This window comes from Bradyrhizobium sp. 18BD (assembly GCF_054185225.1).
On the sequence record NZ_JAVAYL010000042.1, the window covers coordinates 1 to 15,510 of the forward strand.

General features: G+C 66.0%; 14 protein-coding genes and 1 pseudogene. 6 read left to right on the top strand and 9 right to left on the bottom strand.

The genetic code is table 11. The features are described from left to right. Nucleotides 1–163: 163 nt before the first annotated feature. On the bottom strand, nucleotides 164–1,423 hold the full coding sequence (locus tag RAD16_RS40070) for an adenylate/guanylate cyclase domain-containing protein (protein WP_458163548.1): 1,260 nt from the start codon (nucleotides 1,421–1,423) through the stop codon (nucleotides 164–166). Between the two features lie 165 nt (nucleotides 1,424–1,588). Between RAD16_RS40070 and RAD16_RS40075 the strand changes: the two genes are divergently transcribed. Continuing rightward, nucleotides 1,589–2,746 (top strand): MFS transporter, encoded by a 1,158-nt coding sequence (locus RAD16_RS40075; protein ID WP_458163550.1) that lies wholly within the window; start codon nucleotides 1,589–1,591, stop codon nucleotides 2,744–2,746. Between the two features lie 31 nt (nucleotides 2,747–2,777). Then, nucleotides 2,778–2,972 (top strand): hypothetical protein, encoded by a 195-nt coding sequence (locus RAD16_RS40080; RefSeq protein WP_458163552.1) that lies wholly within the window; start codon nucleotides 2,778–2,780, stop codon nucleotides 2,970–2,972. A 71-nt stretch (nucleotides 2,973–3,043) separates the two neighbouring features. On the opposite strand, the gene RAD16_RS40085 is transcribed toward RAD16_RS40080, so the two are convergent. The 5 genes and pseudogenes from RAD16_RS40085 to dmeF form a co-directional block, all read right to left on the bottom strand. Beyond that, nucleotides 3,044–5,107 (bottom strand): methyl-accepting chemotaxis protein, encoded by a 2,064-nt coding sequence (locus RAD16_RS40085; RefSeq protein WP_458163554.1) that lies wholly within the window; start codon nucleotides 5,105–5,107, stop codon nucleotides 3,044–3,046. 76 nt (nucleotides 5,108–5,183) lie between these two features. Next, complete coding sequence (locus tag RAD16_RS40090; RefSeq protein WP_458163556.1) at nucleotides 5,184–5,849, bottom strand: hypothetical protein; 666 nt, start codon at nucleotides 5,847–5,849, stop codon at nucleotides 5,184–5,186. 334 nt (nucleotides 5,850–6,183) lie between these two features. After that, nucleotides 6,184–7,062, bottom strand: a pseudogene (locus RAD16_RS40095) (DMT family transporter). Between the two features lie 85 nt (nucleotides 7,063–7,147). Beyond that, nucleotides 7,148–7,978: an N-acyl homoserine lactonase family protein gene (locus tag RAD16_RS40100; RefSeq protein ID WP_458163558.1), complete on the bottom strand. Its 831-nt coding sequence runs from the start codon at nucleotides 7,976–7,978 to the stop codon at nucleotides 7,148–7,150. Nucleotides 7,979–8,068: 90 nt separating this feature from the next. Beyond that, nucleotides 8,069–9,043 carry a CDF family Co(II)/Ni(II) efflux transporter DmeF gene (gene dmeF, locus RAD16_RS40105; RefSeq protein WP_458163560.1) on the bottom strand — a complete coding sequence of 325 codons (975 nt, stop codon included), beginning with the start codon at nucleotides 9,041–9,043 and terminating at the stop codon, nucleotides 8,069–8,071. 200 nt (nucleotides 9,044–9,243) lie between these two features. Between dmeF and RAD16_RS40110 the strand changes: the two genes are divergently transcribed. Both RAD16_RS40110 and chrA read left to right on the top strand, forming a co-directional pair. Beyond that, nucleotides 9,244–10,062, top strand: coding sequence for a chromate resistance protein ChrB domain-containing protein (locus RAD16_RS40110; RefSeq protein WP_458163562.1), 819 nt, complete (start codon nucleotides 9,244–9,246; stop codon nucleotides 10,060–10,062). Next, nucleotides 10,062–11,447 carry a chromate efflux transporter gene (chrA, locus tag RAD16_RS40115; protein WP_458163564.1) on the top strand — a complete coding sequence of 462 codons (1,386 nt, stop codon included), beginning with the start codon at nucleotides 10,062–10,064 and terminating at the stop codon, nucleotides 11,445–11,447. The genes RAD16_RS40110 and chrA overlap by 1 nt, the downstream gene beginning before the upstream one ends. A 161-nt stretch (nucleotides 11,448–11,608) precedes the next feature. On the opposite strand, the gene RAD16_RS40120 is transcribed toward chrA, so the two are convergent. The 3 genes from RAD16_RS40120 to RAD16_RS40130 are packed head-to-tail and all read right to left on the bottom strand — an operon-like array spanning nucleotide 11,609 to nucleotide 13,589. Then, complete coding sequence (locus RAD16_RS40120) at nucleotides 11,609–12,292, bottom strand: L-2-amino-thiazoline-4-carboxylic acid hydrolase (RefSeq protein WP_458163566.1); 684 nt, start codon at nucleotides 12,290–12,292, stop codon at nucleotides 11,609–11,611. Between the two features lie 39 nt (nucleotides 12,293–12,331). After that, nucleotides 12,332–12,718, bottom strand: coding sequence for a RidA family protein (locus RAD16_RS40125; protein WP_458163568.1), 387 nt, complete (start codon nucleotides 12,716–12,718; stop codon nucleotides 12,332–12,334). A gap of 1 nt (nucleotide 12,719) precedes the next feature. Then, the gene (locus tag RAD16_RS40130) at nucleotides 12,720–13,589 is read right to left on the bottom strand and encodes a VOC family protein (protein WP_458163570.1); all 870 of its coding nucleotides are present in this window, start codon (nucleotides 13,587–13,589) and stop codon (nucleotides 12,720–12,722) included. Nucleotides 13,590–13,717: 128 nt separating this feature from the next. Between RAD16_RS40130 and RAD16_RS40135 the strand changes: the two genes are divergently transcribed. Both RAD16_RS40135 and RAD16_RS40140 read left to right on the top strand, forming a co-directional pair. Further along, nucleotides 13,718–14,335, top strand: coding sequence for a LysR family transcriptional regulator (locus RAD16_RS40135; protein WP_458163572.1), 618 nt, complete (start codon nucleotides 13,718–13,720; stop codon nucleotides 14,333–14,335). 70 nt (nucleotides 14,336–14,405) lie between these two features. Continuing rightward, the gene (locus RAD16_RS40140) at nucleotides 14,406–14,711 is read left to right on the top strand and encodes a hypothetical protein (protein ID WP_458163574.1); all 306 of its coding nucleotides are present in this window, start codon (nucleotides 14,406–14,408) and stop codon (nucleotides 14,709–14,711) included. Nucleotides 14,712–15,510: the final 799 nt, after the last annotated feature.

The window sequence follows — 15,510 nt, forward strand, 5'->3', positions numbered from 1 at the left end:
CGTGCGGATAGCGGCCGGTCCGTCGGAAAGATGATCGAACAACATCGTTGTCTCCAGGTTGAGTGCTTCAGCAACCTCAGTCTGGCCTCAGACCCGGTCGCTATCCACTCCCCATGGAATCTTCGCTACGCTCGCAATGACGGCGCAAGTTGAAGCAGCCTGCCTAATTCGCCAGATACCGCTCGTAGCTCCCGGTCACCGGCTCGCTCGCATCGACGTCGGGATCGAGCGTATAGAGATCCTGCGCATGGCCGATGCCGCGCAGCGCGTAGCGGCCGGTGGAGACGAGGTAGCGGCGGCCGGCGGCGTCCAGGCCCTTGTAGAACTCCGCCGATGCCAGCAGCTCGCGGTCGACCGAGCGGCTCATCGAGGCGATGCGGCTGACCTCGTTGACGGTCGGTCCCACCACTGTGAAATCGAGCCGGTCCTCGCTGCCGATATTGCCGTAAAAGACCTCGCCGACATGCAGGCCGATATACGCCGACGTGGTGGGACGGCCGTCGGCCGCCCGGCGCCCGTTCAGCGCCCCAACGTTCTGGCGGAACAGGTGCTCGGCGCGCAGCGCGGCGCGGCGGGCATGCGCCATGTCCTCGCCGGTGAACATCGCCAGCACGCCATCGCCGATCAGCTTCAGCACGTCGCCGCCGGCATCGTGGATCGCGTCGATCACGGCCTGGGCATAGTCGTTGAGGAACGGGATGATCTCGTCCGGGCCGATGCTCTCGCTGATCCCGGTCGAGCCGCGCAAATCCGAGTACCAGAGCACGGCCTTGATGCGCTCGGTGACGCCGCGCGAGATGCGGCCGCCAAGCACCTGCTCGGAGGCGCCGCGGCCGAGATAGACCCGCCCCAGCGTGCGCGCGATGTCCACCTGCTGCGCCGACTTGATCGCAAGCCCCAGCACCGGCACGAGATCGCGCATGGCCTCGAGCTGGGCTTCATCGAACCCTTCATCGCGCCGCGTGGTCCAGCACGAATAGAGGCAGTCCATCAGCCCGAGCGCGCCGTTCTCGCCGAAGCGATGCACGAAGGCCAGATAGTGCTTGTGGCCCTTCTCGGCGAGTTCGCCGATCTGCGAGAAGTCCATCGACGGCGCGTCGGCGAGATCAATCACCATCTCGTCGTGGCCGTGCTCGAGCATGTGGAAGAACACCGAGCGGCGCCAGCTCTTGGCGGCGTCGCCTTCGGCAGTCGAGCCGTATTCGAACATTTCGCTCTCGTTGCTGGCGCGGTCGCTCCAGCGGAAGCCGCGTCCCTCATAGATCGGATGCAGCGTGTCGATGACGACCAGCGCGCGCGAGAGTTCCAGGCCCTCAGCGCGGCAGCGCTCGCAGAAGCCGCGAAGCAGCTCGTTTTCGGGCAGGCCCGTGAGCCCCTGGCCGGTCAGCCAGTTCATCAACGCAAGGCGGGAGGTCAATTGCATACGCCATTATGGCGTGCATTCGTGACGAGCGAAAGGCCGCGTGGAACGCTGCATATCCAAGGCCCCCGTCCGCGACAGGTCGAATATGCCGCAGGCGCGGTTGACGCACTCGCGTCGCAGGCTGCAAATGGAACAGATGACACCGCCGACCCGAAACCCGCGCATATGAGCCAGCGCCAGCTTCCGATCATCCTGGCGCTCGGCACCACGCAGACCCTGGCCTGGGCGTCCAGCTACTATCTGCCGGCGCTGCTCGCCGATCCCATGGCGCACGACCTCGGCATCTCCACCAACTGGATCTTTGGCGCGTTCTCGGCCTCGCTGGTGATCTCGGCGATGCTGGGCCCGCGGATCGGGCGGCAGATCGATCTCGTCGGCGGACGGCAGGTGCTATCGGCCTCCAACCTGATCATTGCCGCCGGCCTAGTGCTGCTCGGTCTCTCGCAGTCTCTCGCGGTGATGGCCTTCGCCTGGCTCGTGCTCGGCCTCGGCATGGCGATGGGACTCTATGACGCCGCCTTCGCCGCGCTCGGCCGCATCTACGGCACCGAGGCGCGCGGCTCGATCACCGGCATCACGCTGATGGCGGGCTTTGCCTCCACCGTCGGCTGGCCGCTCACCGCCTGGGGGCTCGCCCATATCGGCTGGCGCGAGACCTGTTTTGCCTGGGCCGCCGCCAATATCCTGATCGGCCTGCCCCTCAACTTCTTCATGCTGCCGGCGATCAAGGGCGCCAAGCAGGCGGCGGCAACGGCGGAGAAACCGCATGTGCCGCTCGATCGCACCATGGTGCTGCTCGCCTTCGTGTTTGCCGCGGTCTGGACCGTCACCGGCGCGATGGCCGTGCATTTCCCGCGCATCCTGGAAGCAACGGGCGCGACGCATGTCGAGGCGATCGCCGCCGGCGCGCTGATCGGCCCGGCGCAGGTGGTGGCGCGCATCTTGGAGGCGAGCGTTCTCAGCCGCTTTCATCCGCTGTGGTCGACGCGGCTTGCCTGCCTCACCCACCCGATCGGAGCTGCCGTCGTCGCCATCTTCGGCGGCGCCGCCGCGAGCGCCTTTGCACTGCTCCACGGCTCCGGCAACGGCATTTTGACGATCGCCCGCGGGACGCTGCCGCTGGCGATCTTCGGCCCGAAGGATTTCGGCTACCGCCTCGGCATCATCGGCGCGCCGGCGCGGATGGCGCAGGCGGTGGCGCCGCTCGCCTTCGGCCTGCTCATCGACGTCATGGGCGCCAGGGTGCTGATGGTCTCCTCCGCCCTCAGCCTGTCGGCGCTGGCGGCGCTGTTCCTGATCCGCGCCGGCAAGCGGCCGGATTGACCGCACGCCCGCTTTCGCGCACAAGCGGACCATGAGCGACAATGACAGCCCGCCGCCCCGCAGCTTCAAAGGCCTTTTGCGCTGGGCAACCACGCCGCCGCAGGCCTGGGGCGTCTATCTCCTCGCCGTCCTGCTGGTGTGGCTGGTCTCGTTCTACGCCGGCTCGCTGAAGCCGAAGAAGACGCCGGAGGGCGGACCGCCGCGAGTGACGGCGGCGCCGCGCTGAAGCCTATCGCGAGGTTGTTGTTTGAGCATGATCTTTTCGGAAAACCGCTGCGCACTTTTCCGGATTATGCATTAGGCCGCCCGGACCTCCTCGACGAAGCTGCCCACCTCGCTCGTCAACTGCTCGGCCTGTCGCGACAGACCGTCGGCCGCGCTCAGCACCTCGGTCGCCGCGACGCCCGTTTCGGTGGCCGCCTTGCTCACACCGCTGATATTCGCCGTCACGTCCTTCACGGATTGCGAGGTCTGCTGAACATTGCGGGCGATTTCCGCCGTTGCCACGCCCTGCGCCTGGACTGCCGTTGCGATGACGTTCGAGATCGAGCTGACCTCCTCGATCGTCCCGCTGATGCCGCGGATCGCGTTGACGGCCTCCTTGGTGGCGTTCTGAATCTGCGTGATCTGGGCCCCGATCTCCGCTGTTGCCGACGCCGTCTGGTTCGCCAGCATCTTCACCTCGGAGGCGACCACGGCAAAGCCGCGCCCGGCCTCCCCGGCCCGCGCCGCCTCGATCGTCGCGTTCAGGGCCAGAAGGTTGGTTTGAGCGGCGATGGCCTGGATCAGGGTCACCACCTCGCCGATCTTCTCGGCGCCTTCGGCCAGGGTCTGCACGATCTTGTCGGTGCGCTGCGCGTCGGCCACCGCGCGCCCGGTGATGGTCGACGATTGCGCGACCTGACGGCTGATCTCGCTGATCGACGCCGTCAGCTCCTCGGCCGCAGAGGCAACCGTGCTCGCACCGACGCTCGCTTCCTCGGCAGCGGCCGCGACTGTCGTCGCCTGCCCCTTGGTCTGCGTCGCGGTCGAGGACATCGATCGCGCTGTGGTCTCGAGCTCGGTCGCTCCCGACGCCAGCAGCGCTACCATGGCGCCCGCCTTGGTCTCGAAATCGCTGACCAGTCCTTCCAGACGCGCCGTGCGCTTCTCCTTGACGATCCGCTCGGCGGCCTGTTCACCGGCGAGCCTGTTGGTGGTGGCCATGGCCTCCTTGAACACCTGCACCGCAAGCGCCATGCCGCCGATTTCGTCCTTACGGGCGGCGAACGGCACCTCGGCTTCCTCGTTGCGGGCAAGCCGGGTCATTACATCCGAAAGCTTCGAGATCGGCGTGAGCAAATGACGCACGAGCAGTAACGACGAAGCTGCCGACAATCCCAGCACGACCAGGATGGCCGCACCGGCGAACAGGATGCCGCCGAGCCCATCAGCTTCGTCGCGTTCGGCCACGGCCTGCGCGTCGCGCAGCGCGGCGTCGCGGATCCCCAGCAGCGAGGCGTTCGCGGCGGTCGCGGATTTGCGCCAGTCGTCCACCGACACCTCGTAAGGCGTGCCGTTGAAGGCAGCCTTGGTCAGCCCGTCGCGCAGCGGCTTGTCCGAGCCGAAATAGCGATCCCGGGCCGTACCGACGCTGGCCCGCGTGTTCCTGGGCGCGAGAGCATCGTCGCCGCGGTCGAGAATTTCAGCCCAGAGCCGCGTCATCTGGCCGTTGGCAGCGTTCAATTCGTCCCGCTCCGCCAAGGTGGCCGGGCGATTGGACGCCACAAGCCCCGAGATCAGCAGCGAGACCTGGCCGGCGGTCTGCCGGATCACCCAGCCCTTCTGTGCGACGTCGAGCAGATTGCCCGCCGTGGTGCTCAGCCGCATCGTCGCCTTGATGCCGGACTCCAGCAGTTCGTTCAGGCTCGCCATGGCCTCGCCGTAGTCGCGCATGGCCTTGGCGGCGACACCGCTGGGACGCTCCGTCAGCGGCTTTTTCCATTGCGAAGCGGCCTCCTCGCGCGCGGCGGCGATCTTCGCCGTGGCGGCCTTGACCCGCTGCGTCAGGTCGGCATCGCCGCTGCCGAGCGCCTCCAGCTTCGCCAGGGCGTCGTCGGTGGTCCGGCGATTGTCGGCGAACTCCTTGAGCACCGCATCATCGGCCGCGGACTTCCCGAGCAGCGCGCGATTGACCGGACCGCGCTCGATGGTCAGGCTGCCGACGGCGTCGAAGCCGGCGGCGAGACGAGTCTCCAGGGCATGCGCCGCGATGGCGTTCTGGTAAGCGCTCCAGCGCTCGCGCAGTTGCAGGCCCGAGGTCAGGACCACGACGCCTGACATCAGCGCTGCAATCGCAATACCCGACCGCTTGATAGACATGCCCCGCTCCTCATTCGCATCAAAACCCGCGACGTGAGGACCGGCCCGCGCCAGCCCTCGCGCCCCGCACGTGTCGTTATTTCAGTTCGAACTCGACGAGCTCGACGGTCGATGTCCCCGCGTTTCGCATCGTCCGCACCGGACCCGCATTCTGCCAGGCGAAGTCGCCGTATTTCAGATTGAGCTTGTGGTCCGGCTTGCCCTGCACGCCCTCGACCAGCACGCCGCCCTGCACCACGATCCGCACGCCGGGCGCGGCCTGCGTCATCGCCGGCGCAACCTCGCCCGGCTTCAGGATCAGCCGCCACGCCTGGACGCGGTGGTTGTCCATGACCGAGACATAGGGCTCGGGGCGAGCCACCGGCGAGAAGCGGCCGGGCTCCGAATCGAACAGTTCAAATCCCATGATCCGGAAGTCGCTGGAGCCGACATTGGCGACCTGGTGCACGCCCGGCTTCTTCGTGTAGTTCGTGAACAACACTTCGCCGACCTTGCGCGGCGTGATGACAGGCTTGCCTCCGAGCGGCGTACCCTCCGCATCCGAGACGGCCATGTAGACCTGAGCAAAGTCCCTTGTGTGACTGTGATAGGCCGCGATCTGTCCGGGCGGGATCGTCACATTCATGAACTGCAGATATTCGTTCTTGAACGTCTGATCGTGAAAGCTCGCGAACTCGATCGGCACGATCTCGGGATCGCCGGCAGCGCTCACGCGCCGCGGCAGTACGGTCGCTCCAAGCACCGCGCAACAACCGCACAAGAACTGACGCCGTCCCATCGAATTACGCATATGCTTGCCGCTCTGTTGAATGACGCAAGTCAGCATGCATATCGGCCGACTCTTTAAAGCCCGCTTAAATGAAGGCCTGATCGAACTACAGAGAACGCATGCCCGTCTCTTTCGAACAGCATGCCTGTTGAACTCACGATGAGCAGCATGCCGAAATGATGAGCAGTACGGTGACGACGCTTCGCCTCCACCTGCATCGGTCTGCACGGCGTCCTGCGATTGTGCGGCAGACTTATTCGTAAAATTGCGACGACATTTTTGTATCGATCGCAATGCACGCAGCAGATCAATTCGTCTTCGCCTCGCCGGTCGCGATCCAGATTCCGGCAAACACCGCGACGAGCCCGATCAGGAGATTGGCCGTGATCGGCTCGCCGATCAGCAGCGCGGCGAGCAATGTCGCGGCGATCGGATTGACCGTCATCGTGTTGGCAACGCGGGTCGGCGTCGCCCGCGCCAGCGCCATGACCCAGAGGATGAAGGCGAGCGCGCCGCCGCCGGCGCCGAGATAGATGCCCGCGATCCACTGCGCTCCGGTGAAATGATCGAGCGCCGCAAAGCTGCCCTTCACCAGCCCCGCCACCACCAGCACGGCGGCGCCCGCGCCCATGCCGACGGTGAGAAAGCCGAGCGCGCTCGAGCGCTGCATCAGCGGCCGCGACAGCACGTTGTAGAACGCCATGCAGAACACGGCGCCGGTCATGATCAGCTCGCCGCGCCAGGCGCCGGGCGGACTTTGCGCGAGGCCCGCGGCCAGCGCCGCCGCGACGCCGAGCACGGCGATGCCGACACCAATGATCTTGCGCCCAGTGAGCCGCTCCACGCCGAGGATCGCGCCGACCACCATGGTGTGAAGCGGCAGCGTCGCGAGCGCCAGGCTCGCGCGCGCCGCGGTCGTGTAGGACACCGCGATATTGTAGAGGATGAAGAACAGGCCGAAGAATCAGATGCCGAGCAGCGCCACGGCCGGCCAGTCGGGGCGCCGCGGAAAGCGCACACGGAGCAGCAGCACGCAAGGCAACAGGCAGAGAAAGCCGATCCCCCAGCGCAGGATCACCAGCAGCACCGGATCGGCGCCGACGACGAGATAGCGGGTGATCGCCGCGGCGGTGCCGCCGATGCTGCTCGAGACCAGCGCGATCGCAACGCCGAGCCACTCCCCCACGCCTCGCCTCCTGTCCCGGAGCTTTTGGGAGCGGCTAGCACGGCCCTGCTGCCACCACTGTGGCAACAGGGCATGCGACGGAGAACTAGTCGTAGAACTCCGGCGCCATCTTCTGGCTGTCGCGCTGCGCCTTGTCGTGGTTGATCCAGAGCTGCGCCTTCTCCTTGGCGAGCGTGTCGGAGATCTTCTGCATCGAGGACGCGCTCAGCTCCTTGTTGACGTTCATGCTGGGCACGCGGCGGTTATCCCAATTGTCTTTGAAATGCACGGCATCGCCCGAGAGCACCACCGCGCCGGTCTTCGGCAGCTTCACCAGCAGCGACTGGTGTCCCGGCGTATGGCCCGGTGTCGACAGGATGGTCACGCTGCCGTCGCCGAACACGTCCTTGTCGCCCGACAACAGCTCTACCGGATGCGAGGGCTTGAAGCGCGGCTCGTTGTTGGCGCCGGGCCAGTCATATTCGGCCTTCTGCACATAGAGCGTGGCCTGCGGGAACAGCTCGACATTGCCGGAGTGGTCCGGGTGCGTGTGCGAGACCGCCATCGCCTTGACGTCGTCAGGCTTGACGCCGAGCTGCTCGAGCTGGCCGGCAAGCGTCTTCGGCCGGCGCCAGGTGACGGCCTTGGGATCGGCCGGCGCAAGACCGTTGGGCATGGCGGCAACGGAATCCGCGATGCCGGTGTCCCACAGGAACCAGCCCTTGGCGTGCTTGATGAGATAGCAGCTGTCGACGAAGTCCATCGTCTTGCCCTCGTTCAGGCCGGGCGTCCAGCGCGAGATGTCGCCGGCGGTGCCCTCGCCGCAATTGAGGACGTAGAGCCTTTCGACGCCGGTCTTTTCCGATTGCGCCATCGCCGCAGGGGCGGACAAGGCCAGCACGGTAGCGGCGAGAACGAGTTTGATCCTGGGCGTCATTCCTGGTCCCTCCCTGGCAAGCCTTGGGGTGCGGCTGCGACCGAGGATCAACCCCGGCCGCGCCGCAGAATTCCACGCCCGCAGATCACGTCAATGCGGGCAGGTCTCGACCTCGACCGTGACGTGGCTGAGCCGCTTCAGTCCGGCGAGCCGCTTCTTGTAGACGGCCGGCTGCTTCGGCTGATCCGACACCACCGACAGCAGCACGGCACAATGGCCGGGGCCGACCTGCCAGAGATGCAGATCGGTGACGCGATCCTCGCCGACCTCCATCCGCGCCCGGATCACCCGCTCCAGCTTCTCGTCGGCGCGCACGTCGAGCAGCACTGCACCCGAAGTCTTGATCAGGCCGAACGCCCAGCTCGCGATCACGACGCTGCCGATCAGCCCGACGGCAGGGTCAGCCCACGCCCAGCCCGAATACTTGGCGACGACCAGCGCGCCGATCGCCAGCACCGAGGTCGCGGCGTCCGCCATGACGTGGACATAGGCAGCGCGGAGATTGTTGTCGTGATGATGGTGGTGGCGATCATGGTCGTGGTCATGATCGTCGTGATCGTGATGCGCATGGCTGTGGCCATGATCGTGGCCGTGATGGTGATGATCATGGCTGTCGCGCAGCAGCCACGCGCTGAGGAGATTCACGCACAGCCCCAGCACGGCCACCGCGATGGCCTCGCCATAGACGATCGGCACCGGATTGATCAGCCGCAGCACGCTCTCATAGGCGATCTCGACCGCGATCAGTCCGAGGATGATCGCGCTGGAGAACGCGGCGAGATCGCCGAACTTGCCGGTGCCGAAGGTGAAGTGTGCATTGCCGAGATGCCGGCGCGCGAAGCGGTAGGCAAACGCCGCAATCCCCAGCGCCGCCGCATGCGTGCCCATGTGCCAGCCGTCGGCGAGCAGCGCCATCGAGCCGAACAGCGAGCCGGCGACGATCTCGCCGACCATCATGACCAGCGTCAGCACGACCACGAGCCAGGTGCGCCGCTCGTTCTCGTCGTGCTTCTCGCCCAGGAAGGCGTGGTCATGGGTCCACTGTTCAATGGAGTGGGAATGCATCGAATTCTCCAGAAGATTCAAGGTCTGTTGGTCCGCATTATAGACCGGGCAAGGCCGATTTTCTAAGGCTCAATCGCCGTGCCGATTGACAGCCCGGCTTAGTTTCGCTGTAATCTGCGCCATGGGGATTTGAGCGATCTCCCCACGAGGCGACATGCCCAAGTATCGCGTCCCGTTCGGTTCCTACGAGGACGCACAATATGTCTACTTTCACGGCTATTTCATCCGATAAACTGGCGCGCCTGATCGGCACGGCCAATGCTCCTGTCCTGATCGACGTCCGCACCGAGGAGGATTTTGCCGCCGACCGGCAGCTGATTCCCGGCTCGATCAGGCTCAGCCACGAGACCGTTGCGGAATGGGGCGGCGAATTTGCCGGCCGCTCCGTCATCGTCTCCTGTCTGCGCGGCGGCAAGCTCGCGCAGGGCACGGCCGCCTGGCTGAGGCAGCTCGGCGCTGACGCGGAAACCCTGGAGGACGGTTTTGAGGGCTGGAAGGCGGCCAAGCTGCCGCTGGTCGATGCCCGCAAGCTGCCATCACGGGACGCCAAGGGGCGCACCGTCTGGGTGACGCGGGCGCGGCCCAAGGTCGACCGCATCGCCTGCCCCTGGCTGATCCGCCGCTTCGTCGATCCCAACGCGGTGTTCCTCTTTGTGGCGCCGTCCGAGGTGGTCGCCGTCGGCGAGCGCTTCAATGCCGCCCCGTTCGACATCGAGAACGTGTTCTGGAGTCACCGCGGCGAGCTCTGCACCTTCGACGTCATGATCGAGGAGTTCGGGATCGCGACCCCGCCCCTGCTCCGGCTCGCAACGCTGGTGCGCGGCGCCGACACCGCGCGGCCTGACCTGGCGCCGGAAGCGCCCGGCCTGCTCGCGGCCTCGCTCGGACTGTCGCGGATGTATGATGACGACCTCGAGCAGCTCGAAGCCGGCATGACGCTCTACGACGCCTTCTACCGCTGGTGCCGCGACGCCACGACCGAGACCCACAACTGGCCGACCAACAAGGTGAAGGCGTAATGGACACCCGCGCCAATCCAACGGGAGCTGATGCCGGTCACGGCATCAGCTTCGGCGAAGCCTTCCGTGTCTGGCTCCGCGTCGCCTGCCTGAGCTTTGGCGGGCCCGCGGGCCAGATCGCGGTGATGCACCGCATCCTGGTCGAGGAGAAGAACTGGATCTCCGAAGGCCGATTCCTGCATGCGCTGAACTATTGCATGCTGCTGCCGGGCCCGGAGGCGCAGCAGCTCGCCACCTATGTCGGCTGGCTGATGCATCGCACCGCCGGTGGGCTGATGGCGGGCGGGCTGTTCGTCCTGCCCGGCATCATCGCCATCATGGGCCTCAGCTACATCTACGCCGCCTACGGCAATGTCAGCTTCGTCGAGGCGCTGTTCTTCGGGCTGAAGGCCGCCGTGCTCGCCATCGTGATCGAAGCGGTGTTCCGTGTCGGCAAGCGTGCGCTGAAGAACCGCATCATGATCGCGCTCGCCGCGATCGCCTTCGTCGCGATCTTCTTCTTCGCGGTCCCCTTCCCGATCATTATCATCGCCGCCGGCGTGATCGGATATATCGGCGCACGGCAAGGCCGTCCGGAATTCGCTCCGGCCGGCCACGGCCATGGCGCCAGCACCGCCGCGATCGACAGTATGCTCGGCGAGGCCGTGCCCGAACATGTCCGCCCCAACACCGCGCGCACGATCCGCACCGCCGCGCTGTGGCTTGCGCTCTGGCTGGTGCCGGTGGTCGCGCTGCTCGCGATCTTCGGCCAGGCCAGCGTGTTCAGCCAGATCGCGCTGTTCTTCTCCAAGATGGCGCTGGTCACTTTCGGCGGCGCCTATGCGGTGCTGGCCTATGTCGCCCAGCAGGCGGTCGAGCATTATCACTGGCTGAAGCCGCACGAGATGCTCGACGGCCTCGGCATGGCCGAGACCACGCCCGGCCCGCTGATCATGGTGCTCCAGTTCGTAGGCTTCATGGCGGCCTATCGCGATCCCGGCGGGCTGTCGCCGATGGTCGCAGCGACGTTCGGCGGCCTGCTCGCGACCTGGGTCACCTTCACGCCCTGCTTCCTCTGGATCTTCGTCGGCGCCCCCTATATCGAGCGCCTGCGCGGCAACACGGGGCTCGCCGGCGCGCTCAGTGCGATCACCGCCGCCGTCGTCGGCGTGATCCTCAACCTCTCGATCTGGTTCGCCCTGCACACGCTGTTCCGCGAGACCGTGCCGGTGCACGCCTTCCCGCTGAATTTCGACATGCCGGTGCTGCGAAGCGTGGACATCCCGGCGCTGCTGCTGGCGATCGCGGCGGCGACGGCGATCTTCCGCTTCAAGCTGGGGATGCTGACGGTGCTCGCGGGCTCATGTGCGGCGGGTGTGGCGTTGCGGGTGGTTGGGGTGATCTGAGGCGCTGCTAGCCGCACCCTCACTGTCATCGCCCGCCTTGTGCGCAATTGCGCACTGGGGCGGGCGATCCAGTACTCCGCGGCGATAGTTGGTTTGCACAATGGCCGGTCAAGCCGGGCATGACACCGGTGTTGAGGCAGCGTGCTCCCCACCTCACTCGCCTAACGCACTCGCGAGAACCGGAAATTGCAGTGGCTCGCGCCGCCGGCCAGCGTTTGCGTCCGTTCCAGATGGATGCCGCGCGTCGCATAGGCGTCGAAATCAAGCCCGCAAATGTTCGGCAGGACCTCCTTGTCGCCATGGCGCGCCGCGAATTTGCAGAAGCCGCAGGCCTTGTAATCGATGCCGAACTCAAATTTGTCACCCGGGCCGGGCGCGACGAAATCGTAGACGAAATCCTCCGGAAACGCGTCCTGATGGCTGCTTGTCGCACTCAGTGCCGCCTGCTCGCGCAGCAGGGCCTGGTTCTCGGGCGACATGAACTGACGCCCCGCGGCGAGACGTTCCGCTTCGGGCACCGTGAGCAATTGTGCTTTGTAGGTTTCCCGCTCGATCTCGCCGATCACGGGCAGCGGCACATCATGTCGGCGCAGCACGCGGCTGATCGCCATGAAGCCGATCAGGCGCATGAAGAAATCGCTCATGCGGCTCGCCGCGCCGCCGACATAAGGCATTTGGGCCAGCACGATCTCGAACTCGCCCATCACCTCCTGCCTGATGCCTTCGATGTCGGCGAGATGCGCGCGCTCGCGCAACATCGCCTCCGCCAGATCGATCCGCTGGCGCATGGCGGCCTCCATGGCCCCGCGATGCGCCTCGTAGAAGGGATGAACGGTCTCAGCCATTGAACACCTGACACGTCGCAAGGTCGGCGGGAGCCGGCTTCATTCCGCAGCAATCGCCTCGATCTCCAGCAACCATTTGCTGGCGACGGTCTGAACGACGACGACCGTCACGGCGGGCTCGTGTTCGCCGAGCACCTTGCGCCTGATAATGCGGTTGGGCACGAGTTGGCTCCGGTCGGTCAGGAACGTCGTGACCTTGACCAGATGCGCGACGCCGAGACCGGCGGCGGCGAGCACCGCGATGACGTTGCGCCAGGCCTGCTCGCATTGCGCCTCGAATCCCTCCGGCACCGCACCGTCGGTTTCCTCGGGCACCTGGCCACTGACGAACAACAGGCGACGGTGCTGGCTGAGCTCAACGCCCATGCTGTAACCGCCGGCGGGCGGGTGGACCGTTGCGGGATTGTGGGCGAGGATGTGAGCCATATCAGTTTGCTTCCTGTTCGACGAATTCAAGCGCCAGCCCATGCGTGGCGGCGGGTGGGACCAGCAGCACGCCGCCCGTCATCGCGAAGCCGACGCCGTTGCTCTCCAATGCCCGCCGCGTCGCAGCGAGATCGGCGACCGCGATGCGCGCAGCGCAGAAGCGCGGCGAAGCGCCGCTTTCGACGCCCGGCAGCCGCCGCACCAGCTCGGACGGGCCGAGCAGCGTGATCCGGTTGTTGCGGTCGCCGACCGTCAGGCTATCAGGTGCAAGCTCGGCGGGGCCGTCCATGAGGCGCTCGAGGAAATCGCGATGGGCTGCCGGCTCCGGCGCCGACATCACGATTTCGGTCACGCGCGCGGCGCCGTTGGCGTGCCGCTGATATTCCGGCTTCCAGAACAGTTCCGGCGGGTGACGCTGCTGGCAGGTGAAGAACGCGATCCCGGGCATGGCGGGATCCGTGGCGAAGGCGAGGGAAAATGCAACGCGTGCCGTGCCTCCACCTGGCAGCACCGTGTCGCGGCCGAAATCGAACGGCGCATAGGCGCCGATACCATCGGCCCTGAAGCGCGCCGCATCGGCATGGGCGTCGGTGCTGTGCAGGACCAGCATCGACATGCCTTCGGCCCGCTTCAGAAAATCCCGGTTATGGGCCGCAAAGCTGAAATGGCCTTGTGTTGCTGCGGGCACCAAAGCCTCGTTGGTGACGGCCAGCAGCTCCACGAAATTGTCGGCGAACTGCGCGAGGCGATTGCTGGTTCCAAACGGATGCACGCCGGTTGGCGTGAGGCTGAAGCCCAGCTTCTGCCAATCGAGCGCAGCCTGTTCGAGATCGTGGACGCAGAGGACGAAATGATCCAGTCGGCGGGGCATGGGGTTCTCCGTATTGCGCGCCGACCGTATCCGGCGAGGTCGCCACGGCGCAAAGCATCATTCCTGCAGTTCAGCGCAAGAAAATCTATTGCAAGGCCGCGGGCGATCGGTGTCAAACTTGAGGTCCGATGACCTATACCCTTCCACCGCTCAACGCGCTCCGCGCCTTCGAAGCCGCCGCGCGCCATCTCAGCTTCAAGCTCGCCGCGCACGAATTGCACGTGACGCCCGCGGCGGTGGGGCAGCAGGTAAAAGCGCTGGAGGCGCGTCTTGGCGCGCAGCTGTTCGAGCGGCTGCACAAGCAGCTCGTCCTCACCGCGGCTGGTCAGGCCTATCTGCCCGGCATATCCGATGGCTTCCGTCGCATTGCGGACGCGACCTCGCAATTGAAGCCGGCGGGTGCGGTGCTGCTGCAGCTCGGGGTCCATGGCGCCTTCGACCTGCGCCGGCTCGATCTGGCGGAGTTTCGCAGCGCGCATGCGGAGATCGGCTTGCGGGTGCTGCAGCCCGCCGGCCTGCACGAGCTGGTCGAAGGCAAGGTCGACGTGCTGATCACGCGCGGTCTCGGCCACCATCCGGGCTATCGCTGCGACCGGGTCAATGAGGGATCGGGCCTCGGTGACTGGCTGATCGCGCCCGAGGGCACCGCGGATTGCCCCGAGATCGTCAGCTTCCGCGAATGGCTGCGCGCCCTGTCGGCCAAGGCTTCGCTCGCCAATCGCCGCCCTCGCCTCGTCGGTACCTAAAGCATGATCCGGAAAAGTGCGCAGCGGTTTTCCGAAAAGATCATGCTCAAACACAACCACCTAAAGCGCGATGACGATTCATCCCAATCTCATCGCGTTTCAGGGGATTGCCCGTCGGGCAAAACAGGCGATCGATCCGATCGCACGCCTGTCAAGCCGCGGCCACGCAAATATTCCGCTTTACCGAACTTCGGATTTGTCGTACAGACGAGACACCCTGGCCCGAGACAAGGGGCGGATCGCGATCGTCACGAACCGCGGGCCGGGCAGCGATGGACGCGACGGCGTCGGGCGCGATCGGCATTGCAGGGCGGCTTCGGCCGTGAGCAATCGCCGCCTGCGCGAACGACACGACGCTGGCAGCGTCTTGGCATGACCTCAGACGGCGAGCACACGCCAGCCGCCGGGGATGCATGCGAAGACGTGCGCGGACGGAGAAGTCGTGTGGTCCTGACGCCCGGGGTCTGTGCGTCAAGCCTTGCGGTGATGTGAGCGGCCCGACCGGGCACCCACATCAGTGATCCGCGAGCGCGACGGGGGCAATAGTGCATCGCTCCCCGGGGAGAGCACGAAGGACACCGTTAAAACCATTCGCGCAGGGAAGGCCGGGCGATCCGGCGAAACCTGTGATCCACCCCGTGTGCATTCTTTGTGGCGCACGGATCGCGGGTGCCAGCCGGCGCCCGGCCTTCCCTGCGCCCTTGTCTCTGCGAGGGCGCCGCGAGAGGAAAAAACTCGGGCGAGATCCGCCGCGAGATCGCGAAGGTGCGTCTGCTGTTTGAAATGTGAATTGGAGAGCAATGGCCTCGCCACTTGCTCCGTCATTGCGAGCGGAGCGAAGCAATCCAGGCTGCCTCCACGGAGAGATTCTGGATTGCTTCGCTCCGCTCGCAATGACTGTGGAGGAACAGCGACCGTCACCCTGAGGTGCGAGCCTCTTCGGCGAGCCTCGAAGGGCGACGTCCCGGCCATCGCCGCTGGGAGTATCGAAGCATCTCGGCCGTTCATCCTTCGAGGCTCCCGGCGCGATGCTTTGCATCGCGCCACTCGCACCTCAGACCGTATGTCCCTTTGCTGAACGGGGCGACTCACCCTCGATGCGACTGCGAGGGTTACCCGGATGGTCCGGGCAGAGCCTCACGCAAGGAGGGCGAGTCATGGGTGATTATAGCGAG

What these genes read in the sequence shown, in the direction of transcription:
- RAD16_RS40085 (WP_458163554.1), bottom strand. Translation starts at nt 5,107, where the DNA reads ATGTCTATCAAGCGGTCGGGTATTGCGATTGCAGCGCTGATGTCAGGC.
- RAD16_RS40135 (WP_458163572.1), top strand. Translation starts at nt 13,718, where the DNA reads ATGACCTATACCCTTCCACCGCTCAACGCGCTCCGCGCCTTCGAAGCC.
- RAD16_RS40070 (WP_458163548.1), bottom strand. Translation starts at nt 1,423, where the DNA reads ATGCAATTGACCTCCCGCCTTGCGTTGATGAACTGGCTGACCGGCCAG.
- RAD16_RS40075 (WP_458163550.1), top strand. Translation starts at nt 1,589, where the DNA reads ATGAGCCAGCGCCAGCTTCCGATCATCCTGGCGCTCGGCACCACGCAG.
- RAD16_RS40140 (WP_458163574.1), top strand. Translation starts at nt 14,406, where the DNA reads ATGACGATTCATCCCAATCTCATCGCGTTTCAGGGGATTGCCCGTCGG.
- RAD16_RS40100 (WP_458163558.1), bottom strand. Translation starts at nt 7,978, where the DNA reads ATGACGCCCAGGATCAAACTCGTTCTCGCCGCTACCGTGCTGGCCTTG.
- RAD16_RS40110 (WP_458163562.1), top strand. Translation starts at nt 9,244, where the DNA reads ATGTCTACTTTCACGGCTATTTCATCCGATAAACTGGCGCGCCTGATC.
- chrA (WP_458163564.1), top strand. Translation starts at nt 10,062, where the DNA reads ATGGACACCCGCGCCAATCCAACGGGAGCTGATGCCGGTCACGGCATC.
- RAD16_RS40130 (WP_458163570.1), bottom strand. Translation starts at nt 13,589, where the DNA reads ATGCCCCGCCGACTGGATCATTTCGTCCTCTGCGTCCACGATCTCGAA.
- RAD16_RS40125 (WP_458163568.1), bottom strand. Translation starts at nt 12,718, where the DNA reads ATGGCTCACATCCTCGCCCACAATCCCGCAACGGTCCACCCGCCCGCC.
- RAD16_RS40120 (WP_458163566.1), bottom strand. Translation starts at nt 12,292, where the DNA reads ATGGCTGAGACCGTTCATCCCTTCTACGAGGCGCATCGCGGGGCCATG.
- dmeF (WP_458163560.1), bottom strand. Translation starts at nt 9,043, where the DNA reads ATGCATTCCCACTCCATTGAACAGTGGACCCATGACCACGCCTTCCTG.
- RAD16_RS40080 (WP_458163552.1), top strand. Translation starts at nt 2,778, where the DNA reads ATGAGCGACAATGACAGCCCGCCGCCCCGCAGCTTCAAAGGCCTTTTG.